At 63.2% G+C, this 12114-nt stretch carries 13 protein-coding genes; 5 read left to right on the top strand and 8 right to left on the bottom strand.

The features are described 5' to 3' along the window. Positions 1–21: 21 nt before the first annotated feature. Positions 22–1368, bottom strand: a complete 1347-nt coding sequence (gene rmuC, locus AB5Y48_RS16390; protein ID WP_368165141.1) for a DNA recombination protein RmuC — start codon at positions 1366–1368, stop codon at positions 22–24. Next, complete coding sequence (locus AB5Y48_RS16385; protein ID WP_050668048.1) at positions 1365–1580, bottom strand: hypothetical protein; 216 nt, start codon at positions 1578–1580, stop codon at positions 1365–1367. Before AB5Y48_RS16385 ends, rmuC begins: the two co-directional genes overlap by 4 nt. A 130-nt stretch (positions 1581–1710) precedes the next feature. Here AB5Y48_RS16385 and AB5Y48_RS16380 point away from each other — a divergent pair, with 130 nt between their 5' ends. Then, positions 1711–2241, top strand: a complete 531-nt coding sequence (locus tag AB5Y48_RS16380) for a ferredoxin-type protein NapF (protein ID WP_368165140.1) — start codon at positions 1711–1713, stop codon at positions 2239–2241. Positions 2242–2265: 24 nt separating this feature from the next. Here the strand turns inward: AB5Y48_RS16380 and AB5Y48_RS16375 are convergent, their stop codons facing one another. From AB5Y48_RS16375 to AB5Y48_RS16350, 6 genes are all read right to left on the bottom strand, one after another. Beyond that, positions 2266–2718 carry an Rrf2 family transcriptional regulator gene (locus AB5Y48_RS16375; RefSeq protein ID WP_368165138.1) on the bottom strand — a complete coding sequence of 151 codons (453 nt, stop codon included), beginning with the start codon at positions 2716–2718 and terminating at the stop codon, positions 2266–2268. A gap of 158 nt (positions 2719–2876) precedes the next feature. Then, a complete protein-coding gene (locus tag AB5Y48_RS16370; RefSeq protein WP_050668051.1) occupies positions 2877–3716 on the bottom strand; it encodes a PfkB family carbohydrate kinase in 840 nt (279 codons plus the stop codon). A gap of 86 nt (positions 3717–3802) precedes the next feature. Continuing rightward, on the bottom strand, positions 3803–4774 hold the full coding sequence (locus AB5Y48_RS16365; RefSeq protein ID WP_060587822.1) for a LysR substrate-binding domain-containing protein: 972 nt from the start codon (positions 4772–4774) through the stop codon (positions 3803–3805). Positions 4775–4932: 158 nt separating this feature from the next. Further along, positions 4933–5664: a glutamine amidotransferase gene (locus AB5Y48_RS16360; RefSeq protein ID WP_136614428.1), complete on the bottom strand. Its 732-nt coding sequence runs from the start codon at positions 5662–5664 to the stop codon at positions 4933–4935. A 17-nt stretch (positions 5665–5681) separates the two neighbouring features. Beyond that, the gene (locus AB5Y48_RS16355) at positions 5682–7181 is read right to left on the bottom strand and encodes a CoA-acylating methylmalonate-semialdehyde dehydrogenase (protein ID WP_368165160.1); all 1500 of its coding nucleotides are present in this window, start codon (positions 7179–7181) and stop codon (positions 5682–5684) included. After that, a complete protein-coding gene (locus AB5Y48_RS16350) occupies positions 7181–8512 on the bottom strand; it encodes an aspartate aminotransferase family protein (RefSeq protein WP_050668055.1) in 1332 nt (443 codons plus the stop codon). The genes AB5Y48_RS16355 and AB5Y48_RS16350 overlap by 1 nt, the downstream gene beginning before the upstream one ends. A gap of 185 nt (positions 8513–8697) precedes the next feature. On the opposite strand from AB5Y48_RS16350, the gene AB5Y48_RS16345 reads away from it, so the two are divergent. The 4 genes from AB5Y48_RS16345 to rarD all read left to right on the top strand — a co-directional run bounded on the left by AB5Y48_RS16345 (position 8698) and on the right by rarD (position 12102). Then, positions 8698–9240 (top strand): cupin domain-containing protein, encoded by a 543-nt coding sequence (locus tag AB5Y48_RS16345; RefSeq protein ID WP_050668056.1) that lies wholly within the window; start codon positions 8698–8700, stop codon positions 9238–9240. Positions 9241–9333: 93 nt separating this feature from the next. Continuing rightward, the gene (locus tag AB5Y48_RS16340) at positions 9334–10830 is read left to right on the top strand and encodes an aldehyde dehydrogenase (protein WP_368165134.1); all 1497 of its coding nucleotides are present in this window, start codon (positions 9334–9336) and stop codon (positions 10828–10830) included. Positions 10831–10954: 124 nt separating this feature from the next. Then, entirely contained in the window at positions 10955–11122 is a 168-nt protein-coding gene (locus AB5Y48_RS16335; RefSeq protein WP_169793523.1) for a hypothetical protein, read from the top strand. Between the two features lie 80 nt (positions 11123–11202). Beyond that, positions 11203–12102, top strand: coding sequence for an EamA family transporter RarD (gene rarD / locus AB5Y48_RS16330; RefSeq protein ID WP_368165132.1), 900 nt, complete (start codon positions 11203–11205; stop codon positions 12100–12102). Positions 12103–12114 lie beyond the last annotated feature (12 nt).

Below are 12114 nucleotides of genomic sequence, written 5' to 3'. Positions count from 1 at the left end.
CGGCTGCCTCTTCACTCTCGGCTATCCCTCGCGCCGGGGTCGCTCATCCTGCTCCAGCGCCTGCTCCACCAGCGCCTCCGGTAGGGATTTGGGCACCTCGACCCCCAATTCCCGCAGCCGCTCCGCCTGCGCCAGCAGGTTGCCGCGACCGCTGGCGAGACGCCCCATCGCCTTGTCGTAACTCTCGTGGGCCCGCTGCAGGCTACCGCCCAGGCTCTGCATCTCCTCCACAAACAGACGCAGCTTCTCGTAGAGCCGCCCGGCACGCTCGGCGATAAGGCGGGCATTCTGGTTCTGCCGGTCGACCCGCCACAGGTTTTCGATGGTGCGCAGGGCCACCATCAGGTTGGTTGGGCTCACCAGCAGTATGTTGTGCTCGAGGCCATAGCGCACCAGGCCGGGATCGGCCTCCAGCGCCACCAGGAAGGCGGGCTCCACCGCCACGAACATCAGCACATAGTCGAGGGTTCGCACCCCGGGTAGCTGCTGATAATCCTTGCGCCCCAGCTCGCGGATGTGGTTTCGCACCGACGCCACATGCTCCTTCAGGGCAACCGCCTTCTCCAGCTCGTCATCGCTGTTGAACCAGCGTTCGTAGGCCGTCAGCGACACCTTGGCGTCGATGATGATCTGCTTCCCCTGGGGCAGCTCTACGATCACATCGGGTTGATAGCGCTGCCCCTTGTCGGAGGTGAGGCTGACCTGGGTCTGATACTCGTGTCCCTCGCGCAGTCCGCACTCACAGAGGATGCGTGCCAGCACCACCTCCCCCCAGTTGCCCTGCTGCTTGCTGTCCCCCTTGAGGGCTCGGGTCAGGGCCGCCGCCTCTTCGGTCATGCGGGCATTGAGTTCGGCCAGGCGCTCCAGCTCGAAGCGCAGGCTGTGACGCTGCTCCGTCTCCTGGGCATGGGTTTCGCCCACCTGACGACGGAAACCCTCGATCTGCTCGCGCAAGGGAGTGAGCACCCGATCCAGGCTGTGCTGGTTGAGATCGCGAAACTGGGCCGAGTTCTGCTCGATCATGCGATTGGAGAGGTTTTCGAACTGCTGCACCAGTCGCGCCTCGTTCTCCTTGAGCAGTTGCTGCCTCTCGGCGGCGGCCTGGCGCTCGGCGCGCAGCATGGCCTCGAGCTCCTTGATACGGGCCGTCAGCCTCATGATCAGCTGCTGGCGCTCCTCCTGACGGGCCTCTTGATGAAGCCGCTCGTCGTTAAGCTCGTCGAGCCGCTGCAACAGGGCATCGCCACGCACCTGTGACTCGGTCAGTGCCTCTCTCAGGCGGCGACTCTCATGGCGTCCCGCCAACCAACCGCCCAGAGTGCAAAGCACAACGCCGGCCCCCAGCAACAACCACTCCTGTGGGCTCATCGCAGACCCCGTCGCCGTAGCAGTTGTTCCAGATAGCGGTTGGCCAGCCCCCAAAACAGGACATAGGCACAATAGAGGGCGATCAGCAGCCACTTGTGGTTATTCACCCCCTGATCGATCTCGGCGAAGGGGGTATCGGTCAGCCGCATATAGAGGAGGATGACGCCGGGAAACATGTAGAGCAGCGACGCGCGCCAGAAAAAGAGCAACATAGAGGAAGCGATCTGCGGGTGGAAACTGGGGCTAGCTTACACAAGCCCATCCCTGCTGGCGATCCCGTGGTGCTGGCTTGTGGGCAGAGATTCCCGTAAAGTTAACCCTAAATGGGTAACAGGAGCCATCATGGATCACACCCTGTGCCAGTGGCTGCGACGCACCCTGGTACCTCTGCGTACACCCCCCGTCACCTGCCAGGAGGCAAGACCCCCCTGGGCCATCGAAGAGAAGCAGTTCCTCGCCCTGTGCAATCGCTGCGGTGACTGCTTTCGGGCCTGCCCCCAGGGGTTGTTGCACCCGGCCGATCGCGCCGAGTATCGGGGCTCGGCCATCCTGGGGACTCCTATCCTGGATCTCTCCTGCGGCCAGTGCAGCTATTGTGGCAGCTGTGCCCGCGCCTGCCCGACCGGCGCCCTGGACCTTGCCCTGGGCCGTCAGATACAGACCCGGGTGCGCGTCTCGGCCCAGTGCCAGGCCAGCCTTGGTTACTACTGCCTGCTGTGCGAGGATGCCTGCCCCCGGCTCGCCATCAAGGTGACCCCCCAAGGGGTACAGCTCAACCACGAGGCGTGCGACGGCTGCGGCGCCTGTGGGCTGGCCTGTTTCCACGGCGCCATCACCCTGGAGCGGCACCCCAAAACAAAAACGGAGCCCTGAGGCTCCGTCTCTCCCGGTGAGGCCTTAGCCCACCGCCAGCAGATCGTCCGGCTCCAGCCCCAACAGGTGGCAGAGGCGCGCCGGATCGCGCACCGCATCGGCCAGGGTGTACTCTCCCAGCACGTCGAGGAAGGCGTTCATCGCCTTGCGCAATATCCCCTGCACCCGGCAGCCACCGGCCAGGCGGCAGTTGTCGCTCTTGCAGTAGGCGGGGCAGAGGATGTTCTCCATGTCCACCACCACGTCGCGCAGGTTGATAGAGACCGCAGAGCGACCGAGGCGGATGCCGCCGTGCTTGCCCCGTACCGTCTCAATGTATCCCTTGATGCCGAGCTGATGCACGATCTTGACCACATGGTTACGGGAGATGGCGAAGGTATCGGCCACCTCCGTGATGGTCGACAGGCGATCTTCCGGTTGTACCGCCAGGAAGGTCAGGGTACGCAGGGCGTAGTCGGTAAATCGTGTCAGTTGCATGGAATGCTTGCCTCGTTGATACAGCCAACGGACACCGGCGAATGCGGGTCACCTGGGATAGTCAGGCAAGGGTAAGAGCTGGACAACAGGGTGTCGATAAAGATGGAGATAAATCGGCACTTTCTTTGATTAATCGCAAAAATGCCGACTAGTTGCCGCTAGTGAGGGGTTTTAAGCCACTTTTTCAACGCTACGGAGGGGATCGAACTCTCCGAGGCCACCGCAAATGCCCCCCAGTCCACCGCACACTGCAACGCCTGCTCCATGGCCATGCCCGAGGCAAGCCCGTGGATCAGCCCACCGGCGAAGGCATCCCCTGCCCCCGTGGTATCGACCACTGATACCGGCCGAGCCGGCACCCGGATCTGCTCCTCCCCATGAAGGGCCAAAGCCCCCTCCTTCCCCTCGGTCAGCACCAGCCACTGCAGGCTCTCCCCGCCGATCTGGCGTGCCTGTTGCCAGAGATCCTCCTGGCTCTCCAGATCGCTGCGCGAGGCGACCAGGACGTGGCAGGGACGACGCACTTGCCCCCCCTTGGGGTATTGGGCCACCACGAAGCTCTGACCCAGCATCTGACGCATGTAGGGGATCACCACCGAGCCCGGATAGTTCACATAGAGGCAATCGATCCCGCTGGTCGGCAGCTCGCCGGGCAGGTCGGGCCGACGGGGCCGGCGCAATATGGTGCGCTCGCCGGTCGAGTCCACCAACACCAGCAACTCGCCGGTTTCCCCGCCGAAGCGCTCCACATGGCGACAGTCCAGCCCGTAGCCCGCCGCCTGCTCCAGCAGCCAGTCGCCGGCCTCGTCGAGGCCGATCCGGGAGGCGATCAGTACCTCGTGACCCGCCCACACCAGTCCGACTCCGGTATTGGCAGCCCCCCCTCCCAACCGTCGCCCCTGATCCAGATATTGCAGCCGTGCCCCGGCCACCAGCGGCTCGGAGAGGGAGAGGACATGATCACAGTTGAGATTGGCAAGCAGCAGCAGACGGGACATGGGGGGATCTCTCGCAGGGGTGGAGACTCAGTAGAGCGCAGGGAGCGCCGCCCCACAAGAAAGAAGGGGAGACGGCGCGATCGGGATCAATAGACGGGCAGCACCACCTCCTGGAACAGCTCGTCGATGCGGGCCTGGGTCGGCTGCTGCATCACGTTCTGGATCACCTCCTTGGTGAGGTGGGGTGAAAAGGTGGTGATGAAGTCATACATATAGTTCTGCAGCAGTATGCTCTTGCTAAAACAGAGATAGGCCGGGCAGGGGGTAAAGAGGTGCTCCAGGTTGATGGCCACCAGATCCGGGGCATCGGTGTCGTTGGCCACCAGAGAGGAGATGATGCCGATACCGAACCCCAGTTCGACGTAGCGCTTGATGACACCGGCATCCATCACCGTCATGTAGTAGTTGGGGGTGAGCCCGGCGGTCTCAAACGCCTCGTCCTGCACCTTGCGACCGGTCGCCCCGCTCTCGTAGCTGAGGATGGGATAGTCGCAGAGCTGCTCCAGGGTCGGACGTTTCACCCTGGCCAGGGGGTGATCCTTGGGCACCACCAGGGAGAGAGTCCACAAATAGGCAGGCAGCACGATGAGATCCTTATCGAAGCCGATCTCGTGGGCCACGATGGAGAAATCCGAATACCCCTTGCTGATCTGATCCTTACTGGCCGACATCACGGGGTGCAGGTGGAACGAGATCTTGGGGTACTTCTTGGTGAAGTAGGTGACCGATTTCGGCAGCAGGTGGCGCGCTATGGTGTGGGTGGTGTGGATATTGAGGGTGCCCACGGTCGGATCGAGATACTCACGGGAAATCGCCTTGATCTTGCTCTCTATGTTAAGCATCGCCTCGGCACACTTGATGATCTCCTCTCCCACCGGGGTGATGCGGTGCAGGTGCTTGCCACGCCGCTCGAAGATGCGCACCCCCAGCTCTCCCTCGAGCAGACCGATCTGTTTGCTGACCCCGGGCTGGCTGGTATAGAGCGCCTCGGAGGCGGCCGAGACGTTGAGATTGTGGTCCCGTATCGCGATCAAGTACTTCAACTGCTGCAATTTCAAGGCTCGTCCCTCGCTGGCTGGCGTCTCGTCGGGCGACCTTAGGAAAATGGCCGCCCCGAAGGGCGGCCAGTTTATCATCCGAGGCCGGGCCAATCGCCGCTTGTTCCTTCATTTTCCTAAAGAATCTAGCATTCGGCCCGGTGCCCTGACAAACCGCCTCAGGAGAGACCCACTCCCACCGGCACCAGCAGGCCGAGAAACTGCAGGATCCAGCGCAGCACCAGGCTCGAATCGACCCCCTGCTCCAGGGTGGCGAGGCAGGCCTGATAGCGCGCCTCCCCGAGGCTATCACGCCGCTTCTCGATGAGGGCCCGGTCGTACTCCACCGGAAACTCGGGATGACCCTGAATGGCCACCACGTGCTCCCCGTGCTGGAACATGAAGTTGGGACAAAAATCGTTGCCCGCCAGGCGCAGCGCCCCCGGTGGCAGAGACTCCACCTGATCCTGATGGCTCGCCAGGACCCGGATCTGCGGCGCGCTCGGCACCATCCAGTCACGTTCGGCAAGCACGGGGTTAACCGCAACCCCGAGCCCCCACCCCTTGGCCGACTTGTTCACCGCCCCGCCGAGCGCCTGGGCGATGGCCTGATGACCGAAGCAGACACCCGCCAGGGGCACCCCGGCCGCATCGGCTCGTAGGATCCAGTCGCGCAGGGCCACGACCCAGGGGAGATCGCTGTAGGCATCGTGACGTGAACCTGTGATGAGCCAGGCGTCGCACTCCTGGAGATCCGCCGGCAACTCGCCATCACAGGCGGCCCAGACCGAGAAGGCCAGATCCGGCTGCAAAGCCCGGAATCCGGCGATAAACATCTCCGAATAGACCCGACCAAAACGCTCGGCATAGTCGGCATCGAGCCGATCGCAGTCGAGGATCCCCAGTTTCATCCAGTTTGCTCCTTGCATCACTTCATGGTGGGCATGATGAAGCTGGCGCCACTGCGCTCCCCTTCCGGCCAGCGGGCGGTCACCGTCTTCATGCGGGTATAGAAACGCACGCCATCCGGCCCGTGCATGTGAAGCGGTCCGAACAGGGATCGCTTCCAGCCACCGAAACTGTGGAAGGCCATGGGCACCGGGATGGGCACGTTGACCCCTACCATACCCACCTGGACGCGCTGGGTGAAGTCCCTGGCCGTCAGACCGTCGGCGGTGAAGATGGCGGTACCATTGCCATACTCGTGCTGGTTGATGAGGGTCAGCGCCGTCTCGTAATCGGGCACCCGCACCACGCAGAGCACCGGCCCGAAGATCTCTTCCTGATAGACGCGCATAGACGGGCTCACACGGTCAAACAGGCAGCCACCGATGAAGTAACCCTCCCCGTGGCCAAACGGGCGACCGTCGACCACCAGCTCGGCCCCCTCGGCCACCCCCTGATCCACGTAACCGCGCACCCGCGCCAGGTGCTCCTTGCTGATGAGGGGGCCCATCTCGTTTTCCGGAGTGACCCCGAGCCCGGGGCCGACGCGCAGCTGCTCCACCAGGGGGGTGAGACGAGCCACCAGGGCATCGGCCACCTGGTCACCCACTGCCACCGCCACCGAGATAGCCATGCAGCGCTCACCCGCCGCCCCGTAAGCCGCCCCCATCAGGGCACTCACGGCGCCATCGAGATCGGCATCCGGCATCACCACCATGTGGTTTTTGGCGCCACCCAGAGCCTGCACCCGCTTGCCGTGGGCCGAGGCGGTGGCATAGATGTACTCGGCGATGGGGGTGGATCCGACAAACGACACCGCCTGCACCCGCGAGTCGGTCAGCAGCACGTCGACCACCTCCTTGTCGCCGTTGATGACGTTGAACACCCCATCCGGCAGACCCGCCTCCTTGAGCAGCTCGGCCATGCGCAGGGAGAGACCGGGATCCTTCTCCGACGGCTTGAGCACGAAGCTGTTGCCGCAGGCCAGCGCCACCGGGAACATCCACAAGGGCACCATGGCCGGAAAGTTGAACGGCGTGATGCCGGCGCACACCCCAAGCGGCTGCATCATGGACCAGCTGTCCACCCCGCGTCCCACGTTTTGGGAGTGCTCCCCCTTCTGCAGGTGCGGAATGCCGCAGGCAAACTCCACCACCTCCAGCCCCCGGGTCAGCTCCCCCTGGGCGTCGCTCAGCACCTTGCCGTGCTCCCGGGTGATGAGGGCCGCCAACTCGTCCCTGTGCTCTTCCATCAGGGCCTTGAAGCGGAACATCACTCGTGCCCGCACCAGAGGCGGGGTCTGGGCCCAGGCAGGAAAGGCCCGTTCGGCGACCGCGATCGCCTCGGCGCACTCGGCCGCCGAGGAGAGGGCCACCCGGCCAATCTCCTCCCCCGTTGCGGGATTGTGGATGGGGGCGGAGCGTCCGCCGTGGCTCGCCCCGTGGCGACCGTCCCCAAGGTGGTCATGCATCCTCCGTGATATCAGGCCTGGGCCTGCAGGACATCCTGCAGCAGGTTGAAGAGTTGATCGATCTGCTCGCGCTCTATGATAAGGGGGGGCGAGAGGGCGATGATGTCGCCGGTCACCCGGATCAGGGCCCCCTTCTCGAAGCAGCGCACAAACACCTCATAGGCGCGCTTGCCGGGTGCTCCGGCCATGGGCTCGAGCTCGATCCCCGCCACCAGGCCGTAGTTGCGAATATCCTTGACGTGCTTGCAGCCACGCAGGGCGTGTACCGCCTCCTCCCAGTAACCCGCCATGTCGCGCGCCCGGGTCAGCAGCCCCTCATTCTGGTAGATATCCAGGGTCGCCAGACCGGCGGCGGCGGCCACCGGATGGCCCGAGTAGGTGTAGCCGTGGAACAGCTCGATGGCTCCCTTGCCGGCGGCCATCATGTCGTCGTAGATGTGCCCCTGTACCAGCACGGCCCCCATGGGGATCGCCCCATTGGTGAGTCCCTTGGCGGTGGTGATGATGTCAGGCTGGACATCGAACTCCTGGGCGGCGAACGGCGAACCGAGACGACCGAAACCGGTGATCACCTCGTCGAAGATGAGCAGGATGCCGTGCTTGGTGCAGATCTCGCGCAACCGCTTGAGATAGCCCTTGGGTGGCAGGAGCACACCGGTACTACCGGCGATAGGCTCGACGATGACGGCGGCGATGTTGCTGGCATCGTGCAGGAAGACCAGCTTCTCCAGCTCGTCGGCCAGGGTCAGGTTCTCGTCCGGCAGGCCACGGGTGAAGGCGTTGCGGGCGATATCCAGGGTGTGGGGCAGGTGATCGACCCCGGGTAGCAGGGATCCGAACCATTTGCGGTTGGCAGGAATTCCCCCGACCGAGATGCCGCCGAAGCCGACCCCGTGATAGCCACGCTCGCGGCCGATGAGGCGGGTGCGGGTTCCCTCGCCACGGGCTCGTTGCCAGGCCAGGGCGATCTTGAGGGCGGTGTCGACCGATTCGGAACCCGAGTTGGTGTAGAAGACATGCTTGAAGCCGGGGGGGGCGATCTCCACCAGGCGGTCGGCCAGCTCGAAGGGGAGCGGGTGCCCCATCTGAAACGTCGGGGCGAAGTCGAGGTGACTGATTTGGGCCGACACGGCCTCGGCAATCTCCCGACGGCCATGGCCGGCGTTGCAACACCAGAGGCCGGCGGTACCATCCAGTATCTTGCGGCCGTCCTCTGAGTAATAATGCATTCCCTGCGCCGATGTGAGGATGCGCGGTGCCGCCTTGAACTGCTGATTGGCGGTAAACGGCATCCAGAAGGCGGAGAGATCCTGGGGCGTCTGTATCTCGTTGACAGGTTTCATGATCACCTCGTCCTAAGGTGTTTAGCTATTAATGACTAGCGGGTATTAAATTAAACACCTGAAGCCTGAAAAAGGGGAGAAGATTCGCCCCCGACTTATTGGTTCCAACCCATACGGGTGGTATAAGATAATTAACACAAATACAACAATAGTAAACAGCAAAGCAACAGAGGGAGTCTCTATCGATGGATATCGGCAATCGCCTCAAGGCGGTACGCACCAGGGCCGGGCTCTCCCAGCGCGAGTTGGCCAAGCGCTCGGGAGTAACCAACGGATTCATCTCCCAGATCGAGAAGAATCAGGTCAGCCCGTCGGTCGCCTCTCTGCGCAAGGTGCTGGAGGGGATCCCCATGTCCCTGGCCAACTTCTTCACCGACGAGACCGAGATGGATACCGAGGTGATCTTCCGTGCCGACGAGATGCCCGATCTCGGCAGCCACCCCATCAGCTACCGGCTGGTCGGCCACAGCCGGGCCAACCGCACCATCGGCATGCTCAAGGAAGTACTGCCGCCGGGAGCCGACACCGGGGCCGAGATGCTGAGCCACGAGGGTGAGGAGTGCGGCATCATCATCGCCGGCAGCGCCGAGGTGACGGTGGGTGAGCAGGTCTATCTGCTGCAACCCGGCGACGGCTACTACTTCGACAGCCGTACCCCCCATCGCTTTCGCAACGCGGGAGATCAGGAGTGCGTACTCATCTCGGCCAACAGCCCGGCCACCTTCTGATAATGTTTAAGAAATTGTTACAAACACGATTTACTTCGGCCTGGTTGTTTAGCATAGTGATGCAATCGTGAGCCATCCGTTCAAGGAGCGAACATGTCCACTCTCACCCTGGCCGACTGGGAACAACGCGCCGCCACCCTGAAGATCGAGGCTCGTGCCTTTATCGACGGCGCTTATGTCGACGCCAACTCGGGCGCCACCCTCGACTGCATCAACCCGGCCAACGGTCGTCTGCTGGCCAAGGTGGCCGCCTGTGACGCTGCCGATGCCGAGCTGGCGGTACAGGCCGCACGCCGCGCCTTCGAGGAGCGCCGCTGGGCCGGCCTACCGCCCAAGCAGCGCAAGCTGATCCTGCAACGCTTCGCTGCATTGATGCGCGAGCATGTGGAAGAGCTCGCTCTGCTCGAGTCCCTCGACATGGGCAAACCCGTAGGTGACGCCATCGGCTATGACGCCCCGGCCGCCGCCAACTGCATCGCCTGGAACGGCGAGGCGATCGACAAGATCTACGACGAGGTGGCCCCGGTCGAAGAGGGGGCCCTGGCCCTGGTCACCCGCGAGCCGCTGGGCATAGTCGCCGCCATAGTGCCGTGGAACTTCCCCCTGGTAATGGCCTGCTGGAAACTGGGGCCCGCACTGGCCACAGGTAACTCGGTGATCCTCAAGCCTTCGGAGAAATCCCCCCTGACCGCCATCCGCATCGCCGGACTGGCCAAACAGGCCGGACTCCCCGATGGCGTCTTCAATGTGCTGCCCGGCTTTGGTCACACCGTGGGTGAGGCGCTGGCCATGCACATGGATGTGGACTGCATCACCTTCACCGGCTCGACCAAGATCGGCAAACACCTGGTGGAGTGTTCGGGCAAGTCCAACCTCAAGCGCGCCTTTATGGAGTGTGGTGGCAAGAGCCCCAACATAGTGCTGGCAGACGCGCCGGACCTCGAGCTGGCCGCCCGCACCGCCGCCTCGGCCATCTTCTATAACCAGGGTGAAGTGTGCACCGCTGCCTCTCGTCTGCTGGTGCAAAACAGCATCAAGGCCGAGTTTGTGGCCCGGGTGGTGGAGTACGCCCGCGAGTGGGTAAGCAGCAATCCGCTGGATCCGGCCACCCGCATCGGCGCCATGGTTGATGGCCTGCAGATGGAGCAGGTGCTCTGCTACATCGCCTCGGGCAAGGCAGAGGGGGCGACCCTGCGACTGGGGGGTGAACGCTGCAATCAGGAGAGCGGTGGTTTTTACATCACCCCGACCATCTTCGATGATGTGACGCCCCAGATGCGCATCTTCCGCGAGGAGATCTTCGGGCCCGTGCTTGCCATCACCGGCTTCGACACCCTGGAAGAGGCGATCCGGCTCGGCAACGACACCTGTTATGGCCTCGCCGCGGCAGTGTGGACCTCCGACATCAGCAAGGCGGTGAAAACCTCACGCGCCCTGCGCGCCGGCACCGTCTTCGTCAACAACTGGGACGGTGGCGACATGACCATGCCGTTTGGGGGCTACAAGCAGTCGGGCAACGGGCGCGACAAGTCCCTGCACGCCCTCGAAAAATATACCGAGCTGAAAAGCACCTGGATCCAGCTCGATTAGTGCCATAAACAAGCACTCAGAAAACAAAAAGGGGGAATATCCCCCTTTTTTCATTTACCCCTTCCCAGACGAGGCCCAATCGATATAATCATCAATGTGGCAACTCTTTATATTTAATAGAAAAATGCTGTTTTTCATAGGAAGTGTGCTGTTTCTGGTCATCGGACTGCCCCTGCTCTTCTATGCCCTCGGGCAGGGCGAGGCCTATGTCACCTGGGGGCCCTGGATCTCCGCCATCGCCCTGATGCTCTGGCTGCTCAAGGATGTCACCAATATCCGCCGCGGCGGCTGACCCCCTTCTTTCCGGTTAACACTCCCGCTACACTGACGTTTTGTGATCCTCATCACCCATAACAACAAGGCGTCAATCACATGCAATCCGCTTCCCAACGTCAGGGGGTGATCTTTGCCCTGTCCGCTTACACCCTGTGGGGGCTGGCCCCCATCTACTTCAAGCTGATTAGCCAGGTACCCGCCGGCGAGATCCTGACCCATCGCGTCATCTGGTCCTTCGTGTTGCTGCTGGCGCTGGTCTTGCTCAAGCGTCAGTGGCACCGGGTGCAGGCGGTACTGAAACAGCCACGCCAACTGGCCCTGCTCGCCCTCACCTCGACCCTGGTGGGGGGTAACTGGCTGCTCTTTATCTGGGCCATCAACAACGGCCACATGCTCGATGCCAGTCTGGGTTACTACATCAATCCCCTGTTCAACGTGGTGCTGGGGCTCTTCTTTCTTGGCGAACGGCTGCGCCGCCTGCAGTGGGGGGCCGTCGCCCTGGCCACCTTCGGGGTGCTGGTACAACTGGTGGCCTTCGGCTCACTCCCCTGGATCGCCCTGGTACTGGCCTCGACCTTCGCCCTCTATGGACTCATCCGCAAGAAGCTGGCCCTCGATGCCCTCACCGGCCTGCTGCTGGAGACCCTGATCATGCTGCCGGCTGCCGCCGTCTATCTGTGGGGCATCGCCGACACTCCCACCAGCCACCTCGGCGCCAATCCGGCCAGCCTCAACCTGCTGCTGGTCGCCGCCGGCCTGGTGACGACCGTGCCCCTGCTCTGCTTCACCGCCGCCGCCACTCGCCTCAAGCTCTCGACCCTGGGCTTCTTCCAGTACATAGGCCCGAGCCTGATGTTTATCCTGGCGGTGACCCAGTACGGCGAGCCTCTGCTGATGGACAAGACCATCACCTTCGCCTGTATCTGGAGCGCCCTGGTGCTGTTTAGCCTCGACGGGCTGCGCCGCAGCCGCAAGACGGCGGCCCCCGCTACCTGACCCCGAAGGCCC

This window comes from Aeromonas sp. R6-2, assembly GCF_040908155.1.
GTDB lineage: Bacteria > Pseudomonadota > Gammaproteobacteria > Enterobacterales > Aeromonadaceae > Aeromonas > Aeromonas schubertii.
This window is presented reverse-complemented; position numbering and strand designations above follow the sequence as displayed.